A 26,551-nucleotide genomic window follows, 5' to 3' on the forward strand; every position below is an offset into this window, starting at 1 on the left:
CCGCCCCCAGGCCTCAGGCGCCTTTCATCAGCTTGCGCAAGACGTAGGGCAGGATGCCGCCGTTTTCGAAGTAGTCGACGTCCACGTCGGTGTCCAGCCGCACGCGCACCTGGAACTCCACCTCGCGGCCGTCGCCGCGGACGGCCTTGACCGCCAGCTGCTTGCGGGGCTGCATCTCCTCCACCCCGCTGATGGTGAAGGTCTCGGAGCCGTCCAGGCCCAGCGATTGCCAGCTGTCGCCGTTTGAGAACATCAGCGGCAAAACCCCCATGCCCACCAGGTTGCTGCGGTGAATGCGCTCGTAGGATTCGGCAATCACCGCCCGCACGCCCAGCAGCGTGGTCCCCTTGGCGGCCCAGTCGCGGGAGGAGCCGGTGCCGTACTCCTTGCCCCCCAGTACCACCAGCGGGACCCCTTCGGCTTGGTAGGCGCTGGCCGCCTCGTAAACGGCGACTTCCTCGCCATCCGGGAATTTTCGCGTGAAGCTGCCCTCCCGGGGGGACACCAGCTGGTTTTTGATCCGGATGTTGCCAAACGTCCCGCGCATCATGACCTCGTGATTTCCGCGGCGGGAGCCGTAGGAGTTGAAATCGTCGACGGCCACGCCCTGGGCGCGCAGGTACTGGCCGGCGGGGTAGGACTCGGGGATCGCCCCGGCGGGTGAAATATGGTCGGTGGTGACGCTGTCGCCCAAAACCAGCAGGGCCCGGGCGGCGCGGATATCACCGGGCTTTTTGAGCTCCAGGTCGAACCCCTGGAAGTACGGCGGGTTCTTGATGTAGGTGGAGTCAGGGTCCCAGGCGAAGGTCGTGCTTTCGGTCACCGGCAGGGCCTGCCAGAACTCGTCGCCCTCGAAAATCCGACCGTACTCCTCGGCGTAAAAGGCCTGCTTGACGTGCTGGCCAGCCAGCGCGGCGATTTCCTCGGCACTGGGCCAGATATCCTCGAGATAGACCGGCTGACCGTTGGGGTCCAGGGAAAGCGGTTCGGCGGTGAGGTCGATGTCGATCCGGCCGGCCAGGGCGAAGGCCACCACCAGCATCGGCGAGGCCAGAAAGTTGGCCTTGATGCTCTGGTGGATGCGGGCCTCGAAGTTGCGGTTGCCCGAGAGCACTGCGGCCACGGTCAGATCGTTTTCCGCGATGATCTTCTCGATGGCGGGGTGCAGCGGCCCGCTGTTGCCGATGCAGGTGGTGCAGCCGAAGCCCGCCAAATGGAACCCCAGGGCATCGAGGTAGGGGCTGAGGCCGGCGTCCTGCAGGTAGCGGACCACCACCTTGGACCCCGGGGCCAGAGAGGTTTTGACGTAGGGCGGGACGCGGATGCCGCGCGCCACGGCCTTCTTGGCCACCAGGCCGGCACCCAGCATCACGGAGGGGTTGGAGGTGTTGGTGCACGAGGTGATGGCGGCGATCACGATACTGCCGTCGCCGATGCGGTAGTGGTTGCGGTTGAGGCCCACATCGAACCACTTTTTTTCGCCGGGCTGACAGCCCTCCTGGCGGGCGGTGCGGCTGCCGGATTCGTTGTGAAAGGTGGAGATATCGGCAATTTCGGTGTCCCGGTCGTAGCGGCAGCCCAGAACCTTGGCGAAGGACGCCTTGAGATCGCCGAGCAGAATGCGGTCCTGGGGCCGCGCCGGACCGGCCACGGCGGGCTGCACCGCGCCGAGATCGAGCTCCAGCACCTTGGTGTACTCGGGCGTCTCGGCGTCGGTGTAAAACAGTCCCAGGGCCTTGGCGCAGGCCTCCACGCGCTCGGCCCGTCGGGAGCGGTTGGTGGTGTGCAGGTAGGCGATGGTCTTTTCGTCGATGGGAAAATAGCCCAGGGTGGCGCCGTATTCCGGGGTCATGTTGGAGATCGTCGCACGATCGGTGACCGTCAAATTCTTCATTCCGGGGCCGAAAAACTCCACGAACTTCTCCACCACCCCCTCGGCGCGCAGCATTTGGGTTACCGCCAGGACCAGATCGGTGGCCGTCACCCCCGCCTGCAGGACGCCGTGGATGCGCACCCCGATCACCTCGGGGATCGACATGTAGTAGGGCTGCCCCAGCATCACGGCCTCGGCCTCGATGCCGCCAACTCCCCATCCCATGACCCCGATGCCGTTGATCATGGGGGTGTGGGAGTCGGTCCCCACCAGGGTGTCCGGGTAGGCCAGGGCCGCCCTTTCGGCTTCCTCGGCGATGATCACGCGGCCCAGATACTCCAGGTTGACCTGGTGGCAGATGCCGGAGTTGGGGGGAACCACGTTGAAGTTGCGAAAACTCTTCTGGGCCCACTTGAGCAGGCCGTAGCGTTCCCCGTTGCGGTCGTATTCCCGGGCGACGTTGTCGCGCAGGGCGTTTACGGTGCCGAAATAATCCACCTGAACCGAGTGGTCGACGATCAGCTCCACCGGCACCAGCGGATTGATTTTTTTGGGATCGCCACCCAGGGTTTTGACCGCATCCCGCATGGCGGCCAGGTCCACCACCGCCGGCACCCCGGTGAAATCCTGCATCAGAACCCGGGCGGGATGGTAGGGAATCTCCACCGGGGTGTCGTAGGATTTCTGCCAGCCGGCGATCTGGCGCAGGTCCTGCTCGCGGACCACCCTGCCGTCGAGTTTGCGCAGCAGGTTCTCCACCAGGATGCGGATGGCGAAGGGCAGCCGGCCAATGGGTGCGATCCCGTCCTTTTCAAGCTTTTTTATGTCGTAGATCCGGAAGCTTTTTCCGCCAACGTTAACCTTCCGGATAAAATCTTCTCTCTGCATGCGGTCCTCCCCTGTGGATGGATGATGGGAACGTGAGCGTGATGCGGTGGCGTCGTTGAAATCGGTCCCGGCAAGCCTCCCGCGCGATCCTCTATAGGTGCGGCGGTTTCAGCTGACCACCCAGACCGTGGCTTCCTTGGTGTGGTCCACGATTTTCGAGGAGACGCTGCCGAAGAGAAACTCCTCGGTGCGCGTGCGCCCCTTGCGCCCCACCACCAGGGTGCCAAAGTCGTCGGGCCGCTCCTGCAGGATGCACTCGGCCAGGGAGGGGCAGTATTTGATGGTGCTGCGGGTCTTGACCGCCTCCTCGGAGAAACCGGCGCTCAGCAGGATCTCGCGGTAGGCGGCGAGCAGCTGGGTGATGCGCTCGCCTTCGCGTTCCATCCAGGCATCCCTTTCGGCTGCGGTCGGGAAAAAGTCTTCCTCCGGCTCCGCAATCACGTGCAGCACGGTCACCTTGAAACCCGGCGTGCCGCCCAGCAGCTCGGCCACGTATTCCACCGCCCGGCGGGAGTTGTCGGAGTCGTCGACGGCTATCAGGATGTTGCGATTGGGACCCTTCACAGCTACCCCCTTTCAAAAATGTTCCGCGATTGAACCGCGGCGGCTGCCGGCGCTGGCGTCGAAGCGGGGCGGCCACCGGCAGACTGCGGCTGCCAAAGGGCTGCAGCACACAAACCACATGACGCGCAAAGCCCGGTCCAGCATGGGTGCCGAAGTCGGTGGACAAGCGGCATGCCCGTGGCCCGCCCAGCACGCGCCTGGCCGAGAGCCTTCAGGCCAGGGCCGCGCGCACCTCCCGCAGATCCTCCAGCAGCTCCCTTGTGTTGAGATAAAAGCGGTTGGTGGTTTCGGAAAAATGCATCAGGATCCGGTTGAGCGGCTTGGGGAGGTAGGGAAAAATCTTGCGAAGGTTCACGACCCGGTTGCGGAAAACGATATTGATGTCCCCGCCGGTCAACTCCGCCGCCCCGTGAACCCCCGCCATCACGTCCTTGACCAGGATGTCGCCCTTGCCGACGATAAACGCCAGGACGTTGCCCAGGCCGAAAAGATCGTAACCGTAGATGTTTTCGCGGTGGCGGTAGTTGAAGTCAAAATCGATCCAGCGGTAGCGGCCGTCGTGGGAATCGATCAGGATGTGGTCGCGCCGGATGTCGCCGTGTTTCTCCCCGTTGTCGTGCAGCAGCAGGATGGCGGCGACGCAGTCGATGAACTGGTCCAGGACTTCCGGAAAGACCTTGGTGAAGTAATCCTCATGGCTGTCGGGCAGCCCCGTGATAAAGTGGTCGAGGGTTTTCCCCTGGATCAGGTCCAGAATCCGGACGACGTTGCCGCGCTCATCGGTGATCGACACGCCCTGCATGAAATTGGGCAGGCCTTTGACCAGCGCCAGGATGCGCGCCTCCTTGCGCGGGCTGCGGAAACACTCGAAGGCGATCCCCCCGACGGTGGCCGTGAAGCGCTCGTAAAACACCAGCTTGATAATTTTCTTTTCCCCGTCGGCGAGCCTCACCGCCCGTTTGACCCAGTATTTCTCCTGTTCGTCGATCCCGAAGCGCCCTTCCTTGGCGTTGGTTCGGACCAGATAGGGGACACCGTCCAGCAGCACGACGTCGTTGTAGTCGACCCGGTAGTAGTCGGAGGTGTCCGTGATGATGTTCAGGCGAGGGGGAAGCGCATCGGCTTTCACCCAGCGGCCAGCCATCGTCAGAAGCTCTTCCTGAGAAAAGGGTTGGGTGGTGGTGGTCATGCAGCCCCCCGGACGAGGTCTGAGCTGCAAAAGCGCAGCAGGCTTGGAAAGTATCGGAAAGGATAGATAAAGGCGCCGTGGATGTCAATTATAAAACTCTTGAAAAAAAGCCCGAATCGGATATCTTGTTTAAACACAGCAACGGTCGCGCCCCCCGCGCGGCAGTCGGCCCGGACACCCCCGTCACCCCTGCCCCCAGCGGGCGGCGCAACCTCTTTTGGAGGTTTTAGAATCCCGTGGTTGCCCGCCACCCCCCATCATCAGCGGCCCCAACGCCGTCCGCAGGCGCCATCCTGCTGCTGGTGCTTTGGGCTGTGCTGGCAACCCCGCCCCCGGCGGCCGCCGAAAACGGGTCCGAGACCACCAAAGGGACCGCGACGCTGGTCCGGGCGGTCATGTGCGATGGCATCGAGAACTTCGCCCCCGTCAACCCAGCGGTGGTCTTTCCCATCACCATCGGCAAAATATTCTGTTTCACGACCTTCGATCCGGTCGCCGCGAAAACCTTCATCCATCACGACTGGTACTGCCGCGACAAGCTCTGCAAAAGGGTCAAGCTGGACCTCCAGCCGCCACGCTGGTCGACCTACAGCAGCATTCAGCTGCGGGAGGAGGACAAGGGCCCCTGGCACGTGAACATCACCGCCTCGGACGGCAAGGTCCTCCAAAGCCTGCGGTTCAGCATCACCGACTGATCGCCCATGAAAAATCTCCTCTTGCCGCTCACCAGCATCCGCTGGCAGGACATCATCGACATCATCCTGAACAGCTACATTCTCTTCCGCTTCTATGTCATTTTCCGGGGAACCAACGCCTTTCGCGTCCTGATTGCCATCGTCGTGCTGTGGTTCAGCCAGCGCATCGCGGTCTATGCCGGTCTGATCGTGACCAGCTGGGCGATCCAGGCTATCACCGCGGTGGCGGCGATCATCATCATCGTGGTCTTCCGCAACGAAATCGGCAGCGTCCTGCAGGCCAAAACGGTCAAGACGCTGCTGTGGGATTTCGCCCGCAAAACGGCCGACACCCCGGTGGCGGTCCTGCTGGAGGCCGTCTATGAACTGAGCCGCACCCACACCGGTGCGCTGATCGTCCTGCCGGCGCGCGACAGCCTCGAGGAGGTGGTGCATGCCGGCATCCCGTGGAACGGCCAGGTTTCCAAGGAGATGCTCCTCAGCATCTTCTGGCCCGACAACCCGGTGCACGACGGGGCCGCAATCCTCCAGGGCAGCAGGGTCCGGGAGGTGGGCGCGATCCTTCCGCTGTCACGCAACAAGAGTCTGCCCTCCTACTACGGCACCCGTCACCGGGCCGGTCTGGGGTTGAGCGAGCAGACCGATGCGATGGCCATTATCGTATCCGAGGAGCGCGGCAACGTGACCGTCGCCAGAGGCGGGCGTTTGGTGGAAATCCAGAAAATGGCGGAGCTGGGCGAAGTGCTCCAAAACCATTTGGGCGGCGCCCAAGGCAAGGACCGGCCTCCCCGGGGGGAAAAGCGGGAGCTGGTGATCGCGGCCCTGGTCTCTTTTCTTTTCGTGCTGGGGATCTGGTTTAGCTTCTCGCGCGGGCAGGAGGCCCTGTTCACCCTGGAGGTCCCGATCCAGTACTACAACCGTTCCCCCGAAATGGAGATTGTGAACACCTCATCGGACAACGTGCGCCTGAACCTCACCGGGGCCGACGCCTTGATCCGGACCATCCGCCCCGAGCATGTGGCGGTGCGCATCAATCTGGCCAACGGCCAGATCGGCCGCAACACCTTCGCCATCGCCCAGAACGATATCCGCCTGCCGCCCGGCATCGTGATCGAACGCGTGGAGCCTACCACGGTCACGGTCGTCCTGGATGCGCTGATGGAAAAAGAGCTGCCGGTGCAGGTCGACTGGGTGGGAAGCCTGCCGCCCGACCTGATCATGGTGTCGGCGACGGTCACTCCGGCCACCGTCCGGGTATACGGCGGCAGCCTGATGGTCCAGGATATCGGCACGATCTACACCGAGCCGCTGCCCCTGGACGACATCCGCAAAAGCGGCAGCCTCACGGCCAACCTGGTCCTCTCCCCGCCCTCCCTGCGCCTGGCACCCGACAGCCGCGAGCGCGTCGCCGTCGCCTACGTGGTGAAGCGCAGGAGCGCGCCAGAAGAACCTTGAAGACGGGCCGCAGGGGTTCTCAGCCGACTCACGGGCTCAGCACCGTCCGGATGCGCCCCATGGCCTTTTTGACGTTGTCCAAGCTGTTGAAGGCGCTGATGCGAACATAGCCCTGGCCGCACCTGCCGAAGCCGGCGCCCGGGGTGGTGACCACCCCGGCTTTTTCCAGCAGGAGGTCAAAAAAACCCCACGAGTCCGTCCGGCCGGCGACCCAGATGTAGGGGGCGTTTTCGCCGCCCACGCTGCGGTAGCCCAGGGCGTCCATCTCCTGGCGGATAAGGGCCGCGTTTTGGAGATAACCATCGATCAGGGCCCGGATCTCGCGTTGGCCCTCGGGGGAGTAAACCGCCTCGGCCGCGCGCTGCACCGGATAGGAAACGCCGTTGAATTTGGTCGTGTGGCGTCGATTCCAGAGGGCGTGCAGGCTGTGGGCGTGCCCCCCGCGGTCATAGCCCACGCAATCCCGGGGCACCACGGTGTAGGCGCAGCGGGTGCCGGTGAAACCGGCGGTTTTGGAGAAGCTGCGAAACTCGATGGCCACCTGGCGGGCCCCCTCGACCTCGTAGATCGAATGGGGCAGCGCATCGTCCCGGATAAACGCCTCGTAGGCGGCGTCAAACAAGATCAGGGCCCGGTTCTCGCGGGCAAAAGCGACCCACTCGGCCAGTTGCGCCCGGGTGATCGTGGCCCCCGTAGGATTGTTGGGAAAGCACAGGTAAATCAGGTCCACCGGGGCGTCGGGCAGCGCGGGGATAAAGCCGTTTTCAGCCGTGCTTTCCAGATAGACCATGCCCCCGTAGCGATCGGCTTCGAACCGGCCGCTGCGGCCGGCCATGACGTTGGTATCCACGTAAACGGGGTAGACCGGGTCGGGAATGGCCACCCGGGCATCGGTGGCAAACAGCTCCTGGATATTGCCGGTATCGCACTTGGCGCCGTCGCTGACGAAAATTTCATCGGGCTGGATCTCGGCCCCGCGCGCCTGGAAATCAGTGCGTGCGATCTTCTCCCGCAGAAACGGGTAGCCCTGTTCGGGCCCGTAACCCCGGAAGGTGCTGTCCGCGCCCATCTCCTCCACGGCCGCATGCAGCGCCCGGATGCAGGCCGGGGGCAGCCCGCGGGTGATGTCGCCGATGCCCAGCTTGATGATCTCCTGCTCGGGATGCGCCGTCTGGTAAGCCGTCACCCGTTTGGCGATCTCCGAAAAAAGATAGGAAGACTGCAGCTTCAGGAAATTCTCATTGATTCTGATCATGCACCACCTCTGGCAAAGACGTTTGCGGTCGCAGCCGGCGGGCCGGCCCGTTTTTGGCCGGGGACTATAGAGGAAAGCCCCCGGGCTGTCAATCGCCCCTGAATGGCACCCGTCGGTGGCACCTGGCAGGGGGAAAACCCCCTCGGGTCCCGCCGCCAAACCCTTTGGAGAACAGGAGCCTCCATGATTCGAACCGCCATCCCAGGCTTTGGCCAACTGGAGATCGCCCATCTGGTGCTGGATTTTAACGGCACCCTGGCCGTGGACGGGGAGCTGCTTGCCGGGGTCAAGGCGCTGCTCGGCGACTTGGCCCGCAAGCTGACCGTGCATGTCCTCACCGCCGACACTTTCGGCACCGCCCGCAGCCAGCTGGAGGGGGCCGCCTGCCGCTTTTCGGCCCTTCCCGAGGGAGACCAGGACCTGGCCAAAGACCGCTACGTGCAGCAGCTGGGCGCGGGGCAGACCGCCTGCATCGGCAACGGCCGCAACGACCGCCGCATGCTTCGTTCCGCCGCCCTGGGGATCGCCGTCATTTTAGGGGAAGGGGCGGCGGTCGAAAGCCTGCTGGCCGCGGATATCGTCTGCACCGATATCCGCGATGCCCTGGCCCTGCTGACCCACCCTTTGCGGCTGACCGCCAGCCTGCGTTCGTGAGATGCCCGGGACCCCGCCCGGCGGAGGCCGGACAGGGCAGCGGCCGCCGCCGCTGACAGCACCCGGTGCGCCGCAAGCCGCCGGGCGCGGTCGCCGAAACAGTCTTGGCGGGCTGACACCGACCGCGGCCCTTGGCATTCCGGCCGTTCCCGGGGCCTACATCCTGATACTGCGTCTGATCCACCCGCAGCGGATCAGGATCGGCCGCCTGGGGCTCTTGCGATTTGCCAGCGGCCGCTACGCTTACGTCGGCAGCGCCTGCGGGCCGGGGGGACTGCGGGCGCGCATCGGCCATCACCTGCGGGCGGCGGCGCGGCCGCACTGGCACATCGATCATCTCAGAGCGGCCGCTGGGGTGGCGGCGGTCTGGTTCGCAGCCGGCGACCGCCGCCTGGAGACGCTTTTCGCAAAGATCTTGGACGATCACCGGACCCACTTCAGCCCGGTCGCCGGGTTCGGGGCCTCCGACAGCCGGGACTGCACGCATCTGTTCCGTATCCGGCGAAAGGCGGGGGCCAATTGGTTTGCCCAACGCCTGAGACCGCTTTTTTCGGAGACGCGTCTGCTGCGCTGGCTGCCGTCTGATTAAGCTTGATTCGCGGGGCGCGACCTGATAAGCGAAAGTCCAGCCACCGCATGGTAGGAACCGTTAGGGCGACACCTGCTGTCGACCCGTCTGTTCCGCGCGCGGACGGCCATCAGCCCGGGCCGCCACAGGATTTGTGCGAGAAAACGTTGCCTCCACTTCTGCGGCCCGGGCTTCCTTTTGCCCCCCGCTACCCCCCGATGGAGCACATCTGCCCGTTCACCGGAAGGTGCCGGTCGACCGCCAGACAGTGGTCGATGGGCTTGCGCCGCACGGCCGCGGCAAAGATCTCGGCCAGCTCGCGGTCGCTGCACCCCCGCCGCAGCGCGGTTTTGACGTCCTCGTGGTGGTCGGCCAGCAAACAGGGGCGCAGCTGCCCGCTGGCGGTCAGGCGCAGACGATTGCAGTGGTTGCAGAAATGATGACTGAGGGCGCTGATGAAGCCGATTTCGCCGGGGGCGCCGGCGAAGCGGAAGCGCCGCGCCGGGCCGTCGAAAACCCCTTGGTCGACGGGGGTCAGGGGGCCCAGGGCGCTGAGGCGGCGCCTGATTTCGGCGGTCAACAGCAGTTGGTCGGTGTTCAGGCGGGATTTGCCGATGGGCATGAACTCGATGAAGCGGACGTGGAAGGGATAGGCCAGGGAGAGACGCGCCAGGTCCAGCAACTCGTCGTCATTGACCCCGATCAGGGCGACGGCGTTGATCTTGATGGGCGCAAAACCGGCATCCAGCGCGAGCCTGATGCCCTCCCAGACCGTGTCGAAGCGGTCAAAGCCCGTTACCCGGCGGTATTTCTCACGGCTCAGGGTGTCCAGACTGACGTTGAGACGCCGGACGCCGGCCTGCTGGAGGCGCTCGATGTTCGCCTTGAGCAGCACGCCGTTGGTGGTCAGCGACACATCCTCCAGCCCGGCCATGTGGTTTAGCTCCGCGAGGAAATCGTAGACCCCCTGACGGACCAGGGGCTCGCCGCCGGTCACGCGCACCTTGGTGATCCCCATCCCGACCCCCACCCGGATCACCCGCAGGATCTCCTCGTAGCGCAGGATTTCGGAATGCGAGAGCTTGGCTATGCCTCCCGGCGGCACGCAGTAGATGCAGCGCAGGTTGCAGCGATCGGTGATGGACACCCGCAGATAGTTCAGATGGCGGTTGTAGGGGTCGACAAGTTTACTGGCAGCCAAGGGGTCGCTTCCTTTCTGGTTGGATCAGCGGCAGGTGGCGCCGCTTTCAGGCCGCGCCGCGCTTGAACCTGGCACGATATTCCGGAATCTGGACCATCGGCGGCCGCTCCAAGCCCTCGATCCGAAAAATGTCCGGCTGGTAAGCGTTGCGTACCAGGTTGTACTGGATCATCTCGTTGTGGAGTTCCCCGCGGCAGTCCATCAGGTCCATCTGCTGAAGCCGCTGGCAGAAGGTTTTCAGAATTACAAAGGCCATCTTGCCCAGCGCCCGGGTGTCCTGGTTGCGGTGAATGCGCTTTTCCAAGTCCACCTGGGCCATCACCGCCAGCCCCCGCTGCTGGTAGATATCCAGGATCATCGTGGTTTCCACCGCGTAGCCGATGGGGAACGGAATCTCTTCGAACACTTCGCGGAAGCCGGCATACTCGCCTGAGAGCGGCTGCAGAATCTGGGTCAGTTCCGGGAAAAACAGCGAAAAAAGCGGCCGGATCACCAGTTCGGTCACCCGGCCGCCGCCGGTGGGCCGGATCTTGTTTTTGCCGATGGCAATCGGACGGTCGTAAAAGGCCTTGCTGTACTTGATGGTATCGGACATCAGCAGGGGGCCTAACAGGCCGTAGGCAAAGCGGTGGTGGATATTTTTAATGTCCGCATCAAGATACACGATAATATCGCCGCGGGTGATGTAAAGCGCCTTCCAGAGGTTCTCGCCCTTGCCGCGAAAAGCCCCGAGGTGCGGCAGGATGTCAGCGGCGCTGTAAACGTCCGCCCCGTAGGCGGCCGCCACCTCCAAGGTCTGGTCGGTGGAGCCCGAATCCACCACGACGATTTCGTCGATCAGGGGACGCCGGGTCATGAGTTCGGATTTCAGGATCACGATCTCTTTGGCGATGGTCTTTTCCTCGTTGAGGGTCGGCAGGCAGAGCGAGATGGAGAGATTTTTGCGCTCCTTGAGCGCCACCAGCCGCTTGAGGTCGCTGAAGGCCGAGTAGTGAAATGTATTGCTTTCAAGCCAGCTTTTCATCGTCGCAGACTCCGCTGTCGATGGCCCGGATGATCCCCACCACCTGTGCGATACCGGTGAACAGGGGCGCGATTTCGATGGAAGCGTCCTCGCGGTGGAAATTATGCCCGTGGGTCAGGCCCACGGTGACGGCGGGAATTCGGCGGGAGAGAAAAATAGAGAGTTCCGACTCGCTGGGTTCGCTGAGGGGCTTGAGGTTGAGGGCCTTCATGACCGCCACCGTGCTTTTGACCAGGGGGTGCCGATAGGGCAGGCGGGAGGCCTTGATGTTGCTGATGGTGTCCAGCGTCAGGTCCACCTGGTGCTCGTGCACGATGCCGTCCACGATGTCCTGAATATCGTCCAAGACCTGCCGCACCATGCGATCGACATCGCTCTGGATCTCGAAGCCGAGGGTGGCGTTGTAGGCGATCAACCCATGCTTGAAGCCGCCCGCGATCTTGCCGATGATCACCCGGGCCCTGGGCCGCTGGGGCAGCCGCAGCTGCAGCAGCTGGTTGATGACCTCGTTCAGCACCAGAATGGCGTTGGGCCTGAATCGCTGCACCGCCGGGTTTTCGGGTGCAACCCGGCAGGTGATGTCACAGCGGATCATGCCGTCGGCGGTGTAGTTCAGACGTCCCAGTTCGGTGCCCTCCACCACCACCGCCCCCCGGATGGGTGTCGACCAGGTTTTCAGCAGATGCCGAACCCCCCTTAGATTGCCGCGGCCCAGGGACTGGATCACGCCCGCCAGGACGATATCCGACTGAAAGCGCAGGTTGAGCCGCCGGAAGATTTCGGGCATGGTGGCCAGCACGCCGACACTGGCCGAGTTGTCGGACACCCCCGGCCCCGAAATGGTGTTGCGCTCGACGCTGAAATTGTGATCGACGTCGGCGGGGAAAAAGGTGTCCAGGTGGGCGACGATAAAAATCGGCGGTTTGTTGCGCGACGCGCCGCGAATGATCCCGATGGGGTTGCGGTAGCCGTCGAAGGTGCACTCGTCCACCTGGAATTCGGCCAGACGCTCGAGAAAAGCGGCCGCCCGCTGTTTTTCCTTGAAGGTCGGCGCCGGAATCTGTCCCAGCAACACGATGTTGGCCAGAATACATTCCTTGAGGGCGGCGATGGTCTCCACAGATGCCGGAAGTTCTTCCAGGTAGCGGGTCATGGAGCCCTCCTCGGCCCTTGCCGGGATGCGCAGGCAGCACCCGCGGGCTGCGCGCGCGGGGCCCTGCGCCCGCACCCGCCGACGGGGTGGGTGGCGGCCGTTGAAACGGCGCCCGTCCTGGCGGTGGTCAGGGCCGGGTCAGGGCCGGGTGTAGAAACTCAGGATCGCTTCGCACAAACCAGCGATGGTGTATGTCTCGGCGCTGATGTGAACCTCAAAACCGAGCCCGCGGGCAGTCTCGCTGGTGATGGGGCCGATGCTGGCGACCGTCACCCCCGCCATCAGGCGCGCAAAGTCCGCCTGCGGCAGCAGCGCCTTGAAGTTTTTGACGGTCGAGGAGCTGGTGAAGGTGACCAGGTCGATCCGGCCATCTTCCAGATGCTGCCGCAGGGTTTCGGCCCCATCGCCGACCGCCAAAGTTTCATAGGCGGTCACCTCATCGACGACGGCCCCCTGGGCCCTCAGGGCCTCGGGCAGCACCGAGCGGGCCTCGCGCGCCCGGGGCAGCAGAATTTTTTTCCCGCGCACGTCCTGGCGCGCAAATGCCGCCGCGACCGCCTCGGCCCGGTAGCTGTCGGGCAGAATATCGGTGGTCAGCCCGAAGGCGCGCAGCCCTTCGGCCGTGGCCGGACCGATGGCCGCGGTCCGCAGGTGTCCCAGGGCCCGCACGTCGCGGCCCCGGGCGAAGAGGCGCTCGAAAAAAAAGCGCACACCGTTGACGCTGGTGAACACGATCCAGTCATAGGATGCCAGGTGGGCGATCGCCCGCTCCAGGGGGGCCCCGTCGGTGGCCGGCACCACCCGGATGGTGGGGCATTCCAGGCATGCCGCGCCCAGCTCGGAGAGCGCGCGCAGCAGGTCGCTGGCCTGCTCCCGGGCGCGGGTGACCACCACCGTCCTGCCCATCAGGGGCCGTTTTTCAAACCACTGCAGCCGTTCCCGCAGGCCCACCACCTCGCCGACCACGATGATCGCCGGGGCTTTGACCCCCGCCGCGCGAACCGCATCCTCGATGGTCTCCAGGGTGCCGGTGACGGTCTGTTGGGCGGCCGTCGTCCCCCAGCGCACCACCGCCACCGGCTTGTCCGGCGGCATGCCGTGGGCGGTCAGCTGCCGCGTGATGTGGGGCAGGTTCTTGACCCCCATGAAGAACACCAGGGTGCCGATGCCCCGCGCCAGGGCCCCCCAGTCGATGCTGGAGGCCGTTTTGGTGGGGTCTTCATGCCCCGTAACGAAGGCCACGGTGGAGGTGAAATCCCGGTGGGTCAGCGGAATCCCGGCATAAGCCGGCGCGGCGATGGCCGAGGTCACCCCGGGGACCACCTCGTAGGGGATCCCGGCCGCCACCAGGACTTCGGCCTCCTCGCCGCCGCGCCCGAAAATATAGGGGTCGCCCCCCTTGAGGCGCGCCACCACGGCGCCCGCAGCGGCCTTGGCCACCAGCAGGGCGTTGATCTCCTCCTGGGGCAGGGTGTGGTCGCCCCCCTTTTTGCCCACGTAGATCAGTTCCGCGTCCGCCCGCGCCGCCTCCAGCAGCACGGGCGCGGCCAGGTAGTCATAGATCACGACGTCGGCCGCGGCGATGCATGCACGCCCCTTGACCGTTATCAGCCCGGGGTCGCCGGGTCCGGCGCCGATCAGGTAGACTTTAGCCTTCATGCGTCAATGGCCTTCCGATTTCAGTTTATCCAGGATCTCTCCTGCCCCCAGCGCCAGCAGGTGCTCCGCCAGCTGGACGCCGACGGCTTGTGACGCGGCGGCCGCGCCACTCCGGCTCTGGCGGATGATGGTCCGGCCGTCGACCTCCGCTACCAGCCCGGTGAGTGAAAAAACCCCGCCGGCCAGCCTCCCGTGGGCCGCGATGGGCACCTGGCAGCCGCCCTCCAGCCGTTTCAGAAAGGCCCGCTCACCGGCGACCACCGTGCGCGTCGCCGGATCGTCCAGGGCGGCCGCCAGCCGGGCGACCCGGGGGTCTCCCCGCCGCATTTCGATGCACAGCGCCCCCTGCCCCACGGCCGGCAGCATCACATCCGCGCAGAGGTATTCACTCACCTGCCCGGCCAGCCCCATGCGAAGCATCCCGGCCGCCGCGAGGACGATGGCATCCAGATCGCCCTCCGCCAGCTTGCGCAGGCGGGTGTCGAGATTGCCCCGCAGGGTGCGGATCTCAAGATCCGGCCGCCGGCCGCGGAGTTGGGCTGCGCGGCGCAGGCTGCTGGTGCCCACCCGCGCCCCCTCGGGCAGCGCAGAAAGCCCCCCCCCGTTGCGGGTGATCAGCACGTCCAGGGGGTTTTCGCGCTCGGGCACGGCACCGATGCAAAGCCTCTCGGGGATAGCGGCCGGCATGTCCTTCATGCTGTGAACGGCCAAATCGATCCGGCCGGAGATCAATGCCTCTTCGATCTCCTTGACGAAGAGGCCCTTGCCGCCCACCTTGGCCAGGGCCACGTCGAGAATTTTATCCCCCTTGGTCTTGATGACCAGCAACTCGACCCTCAGATCGGGAAACCGCTCGCTGAGGGCACCGCGCACCCAGTTGGCCTGCCACAAAGCCAGCTGGCTGCCGCGGGTGCCGATGACGATCGTTTGCGCCATCAGTGGCCGCAGCCGGCACAGCTGCTGGCGCTGCAACCGCTGCAGGAGGAGGTGGCGGCGGTGGTTTTGAGGGTCTGGCCGCCGCTGCCCTTTGAAACGAAGCCACAGGTGGACATCAGACGGCAGACTTCCTTACTGTGACAGGCCTGGCACTCGGGCTCCTCGGCACCCAGGAGCAGGTATTCGAAGTCGTGACCGCATTTTTGACAGTGGTACTCGTAGATCGGCATGGGGTGTTCTCCTTAACGAAAATGAACCCTTCTGGCGCCCGGGCTGCGTGCCGGCGCAGAAACAAACAGGCGGGGGCCAAACGGCGACGCCTGCCCCGCATTCATCAGGCGATATCAAAAAATTACTATAAACGCTTATGGAAGTTTAATCAATCGGGGTCCGCCAGTTGCTCCAAAATGGCGGCGGCGATCAGGGGCAGCATGATCTCGTGGTGACCGACGAGGTTGATCCCCCGTCCGCCCCCAAGAGTGGGGCGGTGGACCACGTTGGTCAGGGGCCGATACTGACGGATGAAGTCCAGGTTGACGGTGGTCAACTCGGAGACCTGATAGCCGCGGTTGCGCACCAGGCTGAGGGCCTTGAGAAAAATTTCCGGCAGAATCACGGCCGATCCGATGTTGAGGTAGACCCCGCCCTGGAGGTGGGCCACCATGGCGGCAAAGGTCCGAAAATCACGGTGGCTGGCAGCGCCGGCGGCCCGGGGGTCAAACTGCGGGTGCATGTGCAGGATGTCGGTGCCGATGGCCACGTGAACGGTCACCGGGATCTCCAGCCGCGCCCCGGCGGCCAGAAGGCTGTGATCCGCAAAGGGCAGGCGGGCCTCCAGGATCTCGCGCCCCACCGCCTCCCCCAGTCCGATCTCCTCGCGGTCGGCCCGGCGAATGGCCGTCCCGAGAAACTCGCAGGTTTCGCGCGCCATCCCGAAGGCGCCGGCGCCGAGACCGGCGGCCACATCCTCGGAGGTCCGCCCCACCAGGGCCAGTTCAAAATCGTGGATGATGCCGGCGCCGTTGAGGGCGATTCCGCTTAAGACCCCCCGCTGCATGAGGTCCACCACCACCGGGGAGAGCCCGACCTTGATCACGTGGGCGCCCATGCCGGCCACCACGGTCCTCCGGCCGCGGCAGGCCGCCACCACCGCGGCGACCACCGCCCGCAGGTCATCGGCCGCCAGCACCTTGGGCAGGCTCGCCAGAAAGCTCGCGAAGCTCCCTCCGGCCTGCCAACGGGCGGCGAAATCGGCCTTACCGACCTTGCTGGGACGATCCCGGAGGGAGTAAGTCTCCAAATCCTGGAGAACGATCGGGGCGAATCGCTGTTTGGGCATTCAAGTGACTCCCGGGACGGTTCTGGGTTCAACCGGCGGCTTGGGGGAAAAGGATCCGCTCCACCAGATCGCACCAGATGTGCACCAGCGTGATATGCGCCTCCTGGATGCGGGCGGTAACCGCCGAGGGTGCGCAGAAGACGCGGTCGGCCGCCAAGGCCAGAGCGCCGCCGCCGCCGCCGGTCAGGGCGATGGTTAGCAGCCCCCGCCCGGCGGCCGTCTGGATCCCCCGCAGGACGTTTGGCGAGTTGCCGCTGGTGCTGATTCCCAGCGCCACGTCCCCGGCACGGCCCAGGGCCTGCACCTGCTTGGCGAAGATCTGGTCGAAACCGTAGTCGTTGCCGATGCTGGTGATGACGGAGGTGTCGGTGGTCAGCGCGATGGCCGGCAGGGGCCGCCGCTCCAGCCGAAAGCGGTTGACAAATTCGGCGGCCATGTGCTGGGCGTCGGCGGCGCTGCCACCGTTTCCGAAAATCAGCAGTTTGCCGCCGGCCGCCAGGGAGATGGCCAGCAGCTCCGCGGTCTCGCGGATCTTGTCCACCTGCGGCCGGATAAAGGCGTCCTTGACCGCCAGGGCGTCCTCGAGAATGGCCAGAATCTGGTGGGTGGGATCCACGGGGGTCGCGCCTCCGGCTGTTTCAGGACGCCCTGGCGGTCAGGCGGCGCTGCAGGCTGTCGATCTCCTCGCGGGCGTCGTAGCCGCGCGCGAGCGCAGCCTCGAAAGCCTCCAGGGCCGCTTCTAGCTGGTCCTGCTTGAGCAGCAGCCGGCCCAGGCGATAGCGGTAGAGGCCGCTCTCCGGCTCCAGCGCCACGCTCTGTCGACAGAAGAGGGTGGCAATCTCCGGATTTTCCCCCTGAAGATCGAACAGGTGCCCGATGGCCGAGAGCGAGGCGGCGTCGGCGGGGTTCTGCTTGACAGCCCGTTTGTAGGCGGCAACGGCCTCCCGGGGGCACTCCAGGACTTCGTAGCACTGCCCAAGCAACGCCTGGACGGGGCCGGCCGCGGGTTGAAGCCCGGCCGCCTTTTCCAGAAAAGCGAGGGCCTTGGTGGGCTCGCCGGTGAGCAGGTGGAGCTTGCCAGTCTGGAAAGCCACTTCGAAAAGCTCCGGCGCGATCCGGCCGGCTTCCCGGAAACAGGTCAGGGCCGCGTCGTTGCGGCCCTGGAGCATGTGCACCAGGCCGCTGTTGTAGTGCGCCAGGGGTTCTTGGGGGTCCAGAAAGACGGCGGCCTCGAAGGCCGCCAGGGCCTCGTCCAGCCGCCCCAGAAGCCCGTAGCAGACCCCCAGGCTGTTGTGCACGTTGACCTCGGCGGGGTTCAGTAGCAGCGCCCGCTGGAACTCTTCCACGGCCCCGGCAAAATCGCCTTCCTGATAAAACCGGTCGCCGCTGATGTTCAAACTGACCGCGTCGAACACCACCCGGCTGCCGGGCCCGAAAAAAGCGGCGTGGTCGACCGCCTTGCGGGCGTTGGCGAGCATCTGGCGTCTGTGGTAGTTGATGCAGGGGAACATGGCGATCCCGATGGAGACGCTCTCCGATCGCTGGGCGCAAAAGGTTTGCTGAATGCGGCGGGCGGCTTCGCGGCATTGGGGCGCGTTTCGGCCGGGCAGAAAACAACCGATGGCATCCACCCCGATCTCGGCCCACAGACCGTCTTCATCCCGACAAAGGCCGTCCACGACCGCCGCGAGAGCCTTGCGGACGGTTTCCAGCTGCTCCTCGGCCTGCCCGTCGTCGACCACCTCCATGGGGTCGATGCGGACGGCGAGCGTCCCGAAGCCGCCCGCACTTGTCAGCTGCGGCATGGCGCGCGCCAGAAAGGCCGCTTCGGCCGCTTCATCGACGGTGAAAGGCGGCGCCTTGGCCGCGGCGGCGCCCAGCGCCGGTTCGGCTGCCCGCACCGCCGCCGGCGGCCCGGCCGGGGACTGGTTGCGGGAGAAGAGAAATTCGCGGTCTGAGCCGCAGCGGGTCTCAATCTGGGGGTCGTGTGGGGTCATCTCGGGGCCCTTTTCAGTATGTTCGCGAAGGCGTCGACGATAATGACGGTCTCGCCCTCCTGCAACGTCCGGGTGTCCAGGATCACCAGATCGTCTTCGATCCTTGCAACCACCGGCGGCGTTCCGGCCCGCAGGGCCGCCTCCAGGCGGCTGGCGGAAAGCCCCCGGAGGCGGACCGCCACGCATAGGCTGCGCAGGTCCAGCAGGGGCAGGGCCCCTCCGCCGGCCTTGGAAACCAGTTCGCGCAGCAGGACCTCCAGACGCCCGTCGCCCAGAGCCGCCAGCGCATCGCGCAGCCCACGGGCGCGGCCCTCGGTGACCGCAAAGGGCATCGTCACCATCTGCAGGGTGGGGATAGCCGCCACGGCGCGGCGCGGGTCGCGGTAAAGCCGCAGGGTGCTCTCCAGGGCCGCCAGGGTCATCTTGTCGATGCGCAACGCCCGGGTGATGGGGTTCGTGCGGATGCGCGCGATGATCGCCCGTCTGCCCACAATCAGCCCCGCCTGGGGACCGCCGAGAAGCTTGTCACCGCTGAAGGTGACCACATCAGCGCCGGCGGCCACGGACTCCTGGACGGTGGGCTCCTTGGCCAGCCCGTACTGGGAAAAGTCGATGAAGGTCCCGCTGCCCAGGTCCTCCATCACCGGCAGCCCGTGCCGGGCGCCCAGGGCCGCCAGCTCAGGCAGCGACACCTCGGCGGAAAACCCGACGATGCTGTAATTGCTCTTGTGGACCTTGAGCAGCAGCGCGGTCTGCTCGTCGATTGCGCCGGCGTAATCCCGCAAATGGGTGCGGTTGGTGGTCCCCACCTCGCAGAGAATGCCGCCGCTTCTGGCCATGACGTCCGGGATGCGGAATGCGCCGCCGATCTCCACCAGTTCCCCGCGCGAGACGATCACCTTGCGGCCCCGGGCCAAGGTCTCCAGGCACAGCAGAACAGCCCCGGCGTTGTTGTTGACCACCATGGCCGCCTCGGCCCCGCTGATCTCGCAGAGGACGTCCTCCACGGCTGTATAGCGGGAGCCGCGCCGGCCGGCCACCAAATCGAATTCCAGATTGGAGTAACAGCTGGCGATTTCCACCAGGTTGGCCAAAACCGCCGGGGCCAGCAACGAACGCCCGAGGTTGGTGTGGACGACGATGCCAGTGGCATTGACCACCCGTTTGAGGTTGTGGGCCATCGCCTGGGCAACCCGCTCCAAAACCTCTGCGACGATCGTCTCCAGGGTCGGGCCGACCGCGGGCGCCTGCCGGCCGCCGGCCAGGATCCGCTCGCGCCACACCGCCAGGGTCGACCGGGCGCAGCCCGCCAGAACGGCTTTGGGCACATCGGCGACTTCGGCCATCGGCTCCAGCGATGCGAGAATGCGATCCACACCGGGCAGCGCGCGCAGCAGTGAGCGTTGGCCTTCATCGGGTGACATGCGAAATCCTCGTGGGCGGTCGCCGCGGCCGGAACCGGATACGGCCTCCGAGCAGCGCCGGCGTATGTGAAAAAAAGAATCGGCCGATACCCCGGCCCGGCTTTAGTTAGCACCCGGCCATCCAATTTTTCATTGGATTTCTCGGGGTTTGCCCATTTTCTCGAAAAATGGGTTTTCCTCCGGCGTAAATTCCGCTATGAACCCTGCGGGGGCCCGGACAGCGCCGGCGGCGGTTGCAGCGGCCAAGATTCTCGGCCGACTCCGCGGGTGCCGTCCGGTGTTCCGCGCTCCCACCCCCGATCGTCCGCCAAATCCAAAACCGATCAAGGAGCCCGCCATGCCCAGCCGGATCATCCTGCCGCTGGACCATCTTCCCTGGAACCAGGCCCGTGAGATCATCACCCGCACCAGCGGGCAGGTGTGGGGCTACAAACTCCGGCGCGCGGTTCTCGACCGCGGGCTGGGGGTCCTCGAGGAGATCAAACCTTACGGCCGGGTGATGCTGGACTTCAAGCTCTACGACATCCCCAGCGCCATGACCGAGTCGCTGCGGCAGCATCTCTCGGCCGGAGCCGACATCACCACCGTGCACTGCACGGCCGGCTACGACCCGGCGGCTGAGGGCCTCAGCGGGGAAAAACTGGCCGGTGTCACCGTCCTGACCTCCATCGGGCCGGAGCACTTCAGTCGTTATTACCGCGGCCCCGGCATTGCCGCCATGGTCGCCCGCATGGCCCACGAGGCCGCCGGCCGCTACGGCTATCTGGTCTGCTCGGCCCGCGATCTGGGCGCCATCCAAGAGCTGCCCATCAAAAAAATCTGCCCGGGGATCCGCCCCGCCTGGTACACCCGGGGCGATGACCAGCAGCGCACCGCCACACCGGCCGATGCCATCCGCGCCGGCGCCCACCTGCTGGTGATCGGCCGCCCCCTGCTGGAAGCTGCAGACATCCAAGGGGCCCTGAGGCGCACCAACCAGGAAATCGCGTCGGCCCTTAAGCCCGCTTCAGCTGGCTGGGCGTGACCGCCCTTCCCAGCCGGAAACCCCCTCCCACAGGGGAAGACAGCCGCCTTCAAGCGCAGCAAGCTGAGGCGCCGCCGGATGCCCCCTGCCCTGGCTGCGGCGGCTCCCGGTCCAGCTCGAAAGCGGAGTGCAGCACACGAACCGCCAGCTCTGCATATTTTTCGTCGATTACGCACGAAATCCGGATTTCCGAGGTGCTGATCAGCCGGATGTTGATATTTTCGCTGGCCAACGCCGCGAACATCTTGGTGGCGACACCCGAGTGGCTTTTCATGCCCAGCCCGGTCACCGACACCTTGGCGATGTCGTCCCGGCCCTGAACGCCCTTGGCACCGATCTCCGCCGCCACCCGCTCTTCGATCTGCATGGCCTGGGGGTAATCGGTTTGTGGAACGGTAAAGGTGATGTCGTTGCGCCCGCCGGCGGGGGAGGTCTGAATGATCATGTCCACCAGGATGCCGGCTTCGGCGATGGGGGCGAAGATCTTGTGGGCGATCCCGGGCCGGTCGGGTACCTGCACCAGGGTGATGCGGGCTTGACGCTTGTCACAGGTCACACCGGAGACGACAACTCTTTCCATGTAGGAATCCTCCTCCACCACCATGGTACCCTCCTCGTCCACAAAGGACGATCGCACGTGAATCGGCACACCATATTTTTTGGCAAATTCCACCGAACGGATTTGGAGCACCTTGGCCCCGAGGCTGGCCATCTCCAACATCTCCTCATAGGAGATGGTGTGAAGTTTGCGCGCCCTCTGGCAGATGTTGGGATCCGCCGTGTAGATGCCGTCGACATCGGTGTAGATTTCGCACATATCGGCCTTGAGGGCGGCGGCGATAGCGACCGCCGAGGTGTCCGAGCCGCCGCGGCCCAGGGTGGTGATGTTGCCGTTGTCGTCACTGCCCTGGAAGCCCGCCACCACCACGATATTGCGCCGTTGCAAGAGATCGGGAATCGGTCCGCCGCCGATGTCGCGAATCCGGGCGTTGCCGAACCTGTCGTCGGTGAGCACCTTGACCTGGAACCCCAGCAGGGACTGGGCGGGGTAGTTCATCTCCTTGAGCATCATGGCCAAGAGCGCCGCCGTGGTCTGCTCGCCGGTGGCCAGGAGAACATCGAGTTCACGCTTGTCGGGAAGAGTGGCCACCTGGTGGGCCAGTTGGATGATGCTGTCGGTTACCCCGGCCATGGCCGAGAGAATCACCACCACGTCGTTGCCCTGGTCGTAGGTCTGAGTGACCCGCTTGGCCACGTGCTGAATGCGGTTGAGATTGGCCACCGAGGTGCCGCCGAACTTTTGAACGATGAGGGCCATGGAAGTCTATGTCTCAGTTAAGGTTAATAAAATCATTGGGAAAGAAGAGTTCCCGGGGGGCCTCTTTCCGATTCCGGACGCGACGCGAAACCGGTGCAAAGCGGCCCTTGGGGTTTAATCCCGCATCCGGCTGTCCGACCCTTTGGGCGGAAACGCCTGCGATGCGGCGAGAGTTTTTATCAGATCGCGGCTTTCACGTCCAGTGGCAACCAGGGTGATCCGGCGGCCGTGATCGCTTTGGAATTCCAAATTAACCGCAATAAAGTCGGTCAGGTAGCCCTGGGGCAAGCGTTCGGCCCACTCGATGGCCAGCACCCCGTCGCCGCCGGCCATTTCATCCAGCCCCAGCGCCGTCAGATCATCCCCCGTCCCCGACAGCCGGTAGAGATCGGCATGGTAGAGCGGCACCCGGCCGGGATAAACGTTCACCAGGGTGAAGGTTGGGCTGGTGATGTAGTAATCCGCCGGGACATCCAGACCCGCGGCCAACCCCTGAACGAAGGTCGTTTTCCCGCTGCCGAGATCCCCCGTTAGGGTCACCGTCATGCCGGCCGTCAACCCGGCGCCGAGGGCGCGGGCCAGGGCTTGGGTCTCGTCGGCCGTGTGTGCAATGATCTCCAGTCTGTCCGCCATGAAGCTACCCGCCGGCAAGGCCCGGCGCGGGATCCGCCCCCCCGGCCAGCTCCCGGAACTGTCCGGGGATGGCGGCCATCACCTCCGATGCCAGATAGCCCCACGGTGCCACCTGGCGGGCCAGCCCATCCGCGGCCCGGCCGTGCACATAAACCCCGGCACGGGCGGCTTCGGCCGGCGGCACACCCCGTGTCACAAGACCCGCAATGACACCGGTGAGCACATCCCCCATGCCGCCGGCGGCCATCCCGGGGTTGCCGGTGGGGTTCAGGTAGACGCTGCCGTCGGGGTGGGCGACCACAGTCCCGGCACCTTTGAGCACCAAGTGGACATTGAACTCCTGCGCAAAATGGCGGGCGCAGGCAATCCGGTCGGTCTGCACCTCCTGGACCGTGACGCCTGCCAGGCGGGCCATCTCACCGGGGTGGGGGGTCAGAATCACCGGCACCTCGAGGTCTTTCAGGACCGCGGGCTCCGCCGCCAGGCAGTTCAGGCCGTCGGCGTCGATCACAACGGGCAGCGGGCAGACCGAAAGCAACTGCCGCACCAGGGCGCGGGTATCATCGCCGGTGCCCAGCCCGGGCCCCAGGGCCAGGCATTTCTTGCCGGGCAAGAGCCCGAGGATCTCCCCGGCGGCCGCCGATCCCAGGCCGCCGTCGGCCGCCGCGGGCAGCGGGACGGTCATGGCCTCGAGCACCAGGGTCTCCAGGACCGCATTTAAAGCGGCCGGAACGCCGAGGCTCACCAGCCCGGCGCCGCTGCGCAATGCGGCCATCGCCGTCATGGCGGCGGCGCCGGTCTTGCCAGGCGCACCGGCCAGCACCAGCAGGTGGCCGGTGGTGCCCTTGTGGGCGCCGGCCGGCCGCGCGGCAAGGGCGCCGGCAAAGGCCGGGGGGGTGAGCAGGTAGTGGCGGGGGTGGGCCTTGGCGACGATATGGGGCGGAATCCCGATATCCACCACCCGCAAGGCCCCGCTGAAGGTCGCCCCGGGCTGTTGAAAATGGCCGGTCTTGGCCAGCCCGAAGGTGGCCGTCGCCTGCGCCCGGATGCAATCGCCGCAGGGCTGTCCGGTGTCGGCATGGAGACCCGAGGGGATATCGACGGCAAACACCGGGCGCCCGGAGCGGTTGATGAAACCGATCACGCTGCGATAAAACCCCCTCACTTCGGAGGTCAGGCCGGTGCCCAGGATGGCGTCGATCCACAGATCAACGGCGGCCATCTCCTCCCGGCGGGCGTCAAAGACGGCCTCGTCGGGCAGGATCACCACCGGCACCGAGAGGGGCGCCAGCAGCTCGAGGTTGGCGGCGGCGTCCCCCCGTACCCGCTCTGCGGCGCAGAGCAGATAAACGGTTACCGCAAGCCCCCGCTGGGCCAGGCAGCGGGCCATGACGAAGCCGTCACCGCCGTTGTTTCCGGGCCCGGCGGCCACCGCCAGCCTGCGGCCCGCCAGGTCGGGAAAGCGCTCCAGCAGAAAACCGGTGGCACCGCGGCCGGCGATTTCCATCAGCACCCGCCCGGGGATGCCGAAACCCTCGATGGTTTCCCGATCCATCGCCTGCATCTGGGATGCCGTGACAAGGTTCATGGCGGTCGTCTTCTCCTGCGGTTTGGGGTCAGGGAGCAGCCCCCGGCGGGCGGCAATCCAGGAGGGCCGAGAGCTCCCGGCTCTTGGCGTCCATCTCACGGGCTTGGGCCGGATCGGTTTCATGGTCATAACCCAGGAGGTGCAGAATCCCGTGAACCAGGAGCGCCATGAGACGCGCCACCATCGGGATGCCGGCCTCCCGGCCCTCACGCGCGGCGGTATCCGCCGAGATCACCACGTCCCCCAGTAGGTGGGGCGAAATCGCGGCAAATTCCCCCTCCTGCATGGGAAAGGCCAGCACGTTGGTGGGGCCGCTGCGCTGCAGATAGCGCTGGTTGAGCTCGGCAATTTCGGCGTCGTCGACGATCACGATGGACAGTTCGGCCTCAGGACAGTCCAAGGCGCTTAAGACGACCTGTGCCGCCCGCTTTATTTTCCTTAGGGGGATCGGTTGACGGTTTTGCCGGTTGTCGATCAGAACTTCCATTTTTGCTCTTTCCGCTGCCAGCGGCCAGATTTTCACTGTACTCGATCCGGTGGTGGTGAATCCCGTTGAGGATCTTGTTGAAACTCTTGGCGATTTGATGCAGGTCCTTGAGGGTCAGCTCGCACTCGTCCAGTTGGCCGTCGGAAAAGACCTTGTTGATCAGGTTCTGGACATGCCCCTGGATGCGCGCCGGGGTGGGGTTTTCCAGGGTGCGCGAGGCCGCCTCGACGACATCGGCCAGCATCACCAGGCCGGCTTCGCGGGTCTGGGGGCGGGGTCCGGGATAGCGATAGTCATCGATCTTGACATTTTCCTCGCCTTTGCGCTGTTTGGCCTTTTCCAGAAAATAGCTGATCAGGCTGGTGCCGTGGTGCTGCCGGATGGTATCCGTGATCGCCTGGCCGAGCTTGTGTTCCCGGGCGATTTCGACCCCATCCTTGACATGCGCGATCAGGATCAGGGCGGACATGGACGGTGCCAGCTTGTCGTGCTTGTTTTTGCCGTGGATCTGGTTTTCCACGAAATAGAGGGGTTTGCGGATCTTGCCGATGTCGTGGTAGTAGCCGCAGACCTTGGCCAGCAGGGAATTTGCGCCGATGGCGGTAGCGGCGGCCTCCACCATCGAGCCCACGATGACCGAGTGGTGATAGGTCCCGGGGGCCTCGATCATCAGGCGCCGCAAAATCGGACGGTCCAGGTTGGCCAGCTCCAGCAGTTTGATGTCGGTGGTGTAGTCGAAGGCAATCTCCAGCAGGGGGGCGATCCCGGCCGCCACCAGGCCGGCGCCGAAACCGCCCAGAAAGGCGAACGCCCAGTGCCACAAGAGCCGGATGCCGATCAGATCGCCGCTGTAAAGATTCAGGGCCGTTACCAGGACGACGTTGAGCATGCCGAGACGGGTGCCGGCCCGGATGAAGGCCTTGCGCTCGCGGCAGTTCTGAAGCCAATAGGCCGCCATGGAGCCGTTGATCAGGAAGTAGATGAAAATCTCCAGGCGATTGTGGAAAAGCACCGCGACAGAGACGGCGGTGACCACCGCAAAGGCGATCGCCCACTCCAGGCACAAAAACAGACAGACGCTCATGGCGCCCGCCGCCAACGGGATGCCGTAGGATATCGCAGCGGCGGTGATGCCGAATGGCTCGTTGACCGCGACGGCGCGCGCCAAAAGCAGCGAGATCTTGGCGACAAAGAGAAAGATCACGAAAACCGTCGCCAAAAACAGGAGGGTCTTGTTGTGGTCCTGCCCGCCCGGGATGTTGTCGCGGGCGTGCAGGGTACACGTGGTCATCAGCAGGCAAAGGATCAGCAGCCCGGTGCCGGCGCTGCGAACCCACAGCTGGGTGCTGTGGGTCTGGTCCTGGAGCGTCTGCAGTTTGAGAAGCTGCATCGGGGTGACCCGCTCCCCCTCCCGCAGCAGCATTTCACCGGCCTTGATCTGGTAGAGGATCGGTTTGATCTCCGCCGCTGCGGACTCCTTGCGGGCCTCGGTCTCATTGCGGTTCAGGGTGATGTTGGGCTGGATCAACTGCTGAATGAAATCCACGATGAGGTTGCGCAGGGAGTACTCCAGATCCTTGAGGTAGGGCTGCCCGATGATCCGCACCATGGACTTGGCCTGGTCCAG

24 protein-coding genes are annotated in these 26,551 nt (G+C 65.2%); 5 read left to right on the top strand and 19 right to left on the bottom strand.

Annotated elements, in window-relative coordinates; genetic code table 11:
* Positions 1 to 13: 13 nt before the first annotated feature.
* From acnA to LJE63_08250, 3 genes are all read right to left on the bottom strand, one after another.
* Positions 14 to 2,761: an aconitate hydratase AcnA gene (gene acnA, locus LJE63_08240; GenBank protein ID MCG6906599.1), complete on the bottom strand. Its 2,748-nt coding sequence runs from the start codon at positions 2,759 to 2,761 to the stop codon at positions 14 to 16.
* Positions 2,762 to 2,869: 108 nt separating this feature from the next.
* Positions 2,870 to 3,325: a universal stress protein gene (locus tag LJE63_08245; GenBank protein ID MCG6906600.1), complete on the bottom strand. Its 456-nt coding sequence runs from the start codon at positions 3,323 to 3,325 to the stop codon at positions 2,870 to 2,872.
* Positions 3,326 to 3,536: 211 nt separating this feature from the next.
* Positions 3,537 to 4,514 carry a serine/threonine protein kinase gene (locus tag LJE63_08250; GenBank protein MCG6906601.1) on the bottom strand — a complete coding sequence of 326 codons (978 nt, stop codon included), beginning with the start codon at positions 4,512 to 4,514 and terminating at the stop codon, positions 3,537 to 3,539.
* 236 nt (positions 4,515 to 4,750) lie between these two features.
* On the opposite strand from LJE63_08250, the gene LJE63_08255 reads away from it, so the two are divergent.
* The gene (locus tag LJE63_08255) at positions 4,751 to 5,209 is read left to right on the top strand and encodes a DUF2914 domain-containing protein (protein ID MCG6906602.1); all 459 of its coding nucleotides are present in this window, start codon (positions 4,751 to 4,753) and stop codon (positions 5,207 to 5,209) included.
* 6 nt (positions 5,210 to 5,215) lie between these two features.
* On the top strand, positions 5,216 to 6,664 hold the full coding sequence (locus LJE63_08260; protein MCG6906603.1) for a diadenylate cyclase: 1,449 nt from the start codon (positions 5,216 to 5,218) through the stop codon (positions 6,662 to 6,664).
* A gap of 28 nt (positions 6,665 to 6,692) precedes the next feature.
* Here the strand turns inward: LJE63_08260 and LJE63_08265 are convergent, their stop codons facing one another.
* A complete protein-coding gene (locus LJE63_08265) occupies positions 6,693 to 7,919 on the bottom strand; it encodes an LL-diaminopimelate aminotransferase (protein MCG6906604.1) in 1,227 nt (408 codons plus the stop codon).
* 183 nt (positions 7,920 to 8,102) lie between these two features.
* On the opposite strand from LJE63_08265, the gene LJE63_08270 reads away from it, so the two are divergent.
* A complete protein-coding gene (locus LJE63_08270; protein MCG6906605.1) occupies positions 8,103 to 8,573 on the top strand; it encodes an ATPase P in 471 nt (156 codons plus the stop codon).
* Between the two features lies 1 nt (position 8,574).
* On the top strand, positions 8,575 to 9,162 hold the full coding sequence (locus LJE63_08275) for a GIY-YIG nuclease family protein (protein ID MCG6906606.1): 588 nt from the start codon (positions 8,575 to 8,577) through the stop codon (positions 9,160 to 9,162).
* Between the two features lie 187 nt (positions 9,163 to 9,349).
* Here LJE63_08275 and moaA read toward each other — a convergent pair whose 3' ends face one another.
* From moaA to selA, 10 genes are all read right to left on the bottom strand, one after another.
* Positions 9,350 to 10,342 (bottom strand): GTP 3',8-cyclase MoaA, encoded by a 993-nt coding sequence (moaA, locus tag LJE63_08280; protein ID MCG6906607.1) that lies wholly within the window; start codon positions 10,340 to 10,342, stop codon positions 9,350 to 9,352.
* A gap of 46 nt (positions 10,343 to 10,388) precedes the next feature.
* Positions 10,389 to 11,366, bottom strand: a complete 978-nt coding sequence (locus LJE63_08285; protein MCG6906608.1) for a glucosyl-3-phosphoglycerate synthase — start codon at positions 11,364 to 11,366, stop codon at positions 10,389 to 10,391.
* Entirely contained in the window at positions 11,350 to 12,519 is a 1,170-nt protein-coding gene (locus tag LJE63_08290; GenBank protein ID MCG6906609.1) for a M20/M25/M40 family metallo-hydrolase, read from the bottom strand. Before LJE63_08290 ends, LJE63_08285 begins: the two co-directional genes overlap by 17 nt.
* A 138-nt stretch (positions 12,520 to 12,657) precedes the next feature.
* Positions 12,658 to 14,178 carry a uroporphyrinogen-III C-methyltransferase gene (gene cobA / locus LJE63_08295; protein MCG6906610.1) on the bottom strand — a complete coding sequence of 507 codons (1,521 nt, stop codon included), beginning with the start codon at positions 14,176 to 14,178 and terminating at the stop codon, positions 12,658 to 12,660.
* Between the two features lie 3 nt (positions 14,179 to 14,181).
* Positions 14,182 to 15,114: a hydroxymethylbilane synthase gene (gene hemC / locus LJE63_08300; protein ID MCG6906611.1), complete on the bottom strand. Its 933-nt coding sequence runs from the start codon at positions 15,112 to 15,114 to the stop codon at positions 14,182 to 14,184.
* On the bottom strand, positions 15,114 to 15,344 hold the full coding sequence (locus LJE63_08305; protein MCG6906612.1) for a zinc ribbon domain-containing protein: 231 nt from the start codon (positions 15,342 to 15,344) through the stop codon (positions 15,114 to 15,116). The genes hemC and LJE63_08305 overlap by 1 nt, the downstream gene beginning before the upstream one ends.
* Positions 15,345 to 15,493: 149 nt before the next feature.
* A complete protein-coding gene (locus tag LJE63_08310; protein ID MCG6906613.1) occupies positions 15,494 to 16,453 on the bottom strand; it encodes a hypothetical protein in 960 nt (319 codons plus the stop codon).
* A 28-nt stretch (positions 16,454 to 16,481) separates the two neighbouring features.
* Positions 16,482 to 17,069 carry a D-sedoheptulose 7-phosphate isomerase gene (locus LJE63_08315; protein MCG6906614.1) on the bottom strand — a complete coding sequence of 196 codons (588 nt, stop codon included), beginning with the start codon at positions 17,067 to 17,069 and terminating at the stop codon, positions 16,482 to 16,484.
* A 22-nt stretch (positions 17,070 to 17,091) separates the two neighbouring features.
* A complete protein-coding gene (locus LJE63_08320) occupies positions 17,092 to 18,450 on the bottom strand; it encodes a tetratricopeptide repeat protein (protein MCG6906615.1) in 1,359 nt (452 codons plus the stop codon).
* A complete protein-coding gene (gene selA, locus LJE63_08325) occupies positions 18,447 to 19,874 on the bottom strand; it encodes an L-seryl-tRNA(Sec) selenium transferase (GenBank protein MCG6906616.1) in 1,428 nt (475 codons plus the stop codon). Before selA ends, LJE63_08320 begins: the two co-directional genes overlap by 4 nt.
* Positions 19,875 to 20,211: 337 nt before the next feature.
* On the opposite strand from selA, the gene LJE63_08330 reads away from it, so the two are divergent.
* Complete coding sequence (locus LJE63_08330) at positions 20,212 to 20,898, top strand: orotidine 5'-phosphate decarboxylase (GenBank protein MCG6906617.1); 687 nt, start codon at positions 20,212 to 20,214, stop codon at positions 20,896 to 20,898.
* 49 nt (positions 20,899 to 20,947) lie between these two features.
* On the opposite strand, the gene LJE63_08335 is transcribed toward LJE63_08330, so the two are convergent.
* The 5 genes from LJE63_08335 to LJE63_08355 form a co-directional block, all read right to left on the bottom strand.
* Positions 20,948 to 22,216, bottom strand: coding sequence for an aspartate kinase (locus tag LJE63_08335; protein ID MCG6906618.1), 1,269 nt, complete (start codon positions 22,214 to 22,216; stop codon positions 20,948 to 20,950).
* A gap of 114 nt (positions 22,217 to 22,330) precedes the next feature.
* The gene (gene tsaE / locus LJE63_08340) at positions 22,331 to 22,849 is read right to left on the bottom strand and encodes a tRNA (adenosine(37)-N6)-threonylcarbamoyltransferase complex ATPase subunit type 1 TsaE (protein ID MCG6906619.1); all 519 of its coding nucleotides are present in this window, start codon (positions 22,847 to 22,849) and stop codon (positions 22,331 to 22,333) included.
* Between the two features lie 4 nt (positions 22,850 to 22,853).
* On the bottom strand, positions 22,854 to 24,437 hold the full coding sequence (locus LJE63_08345) for an NAD(P)H-hydrate dehydratase (protein ID MCG6906620.1): 1,584 nt from the start codon (positions 24,435 to 24,437) through the stop codon (positions 22,854 to 22,856).
* Positions 24,438 to 24,465: 28 nt separating this feature from the next.
* Entirely contained in the window at positions 24,466 to 24,924 is a 459-nt protein-coding gene (gene ybeY / locus LJE63_08350) for an rRNA maturation RNase YbeY (GenBank protein MCG6906621.1), read from the bottom strand.
* Positions 24,824 to 26,551: HDIG domain-containing protein (locus LJE63_08355; protein ID MCG6906622.1), on the bottom strand; the 1,728-nt coding region annotated here is incomplete at its 5' end. The genes ybeY and LJE63_08355, both read right to left, overlap by 101 nt.

It is taken from the genome of Desulfobacteraceae bacterium, from assembly GCA_022340425.1.
In the GTDB taxonomy this organism is placed as follows: Bacteria; Desulfobacterota; Desulfobacteria; order Desulfobacterales; family JAABRJ01; genus JAABRJ01.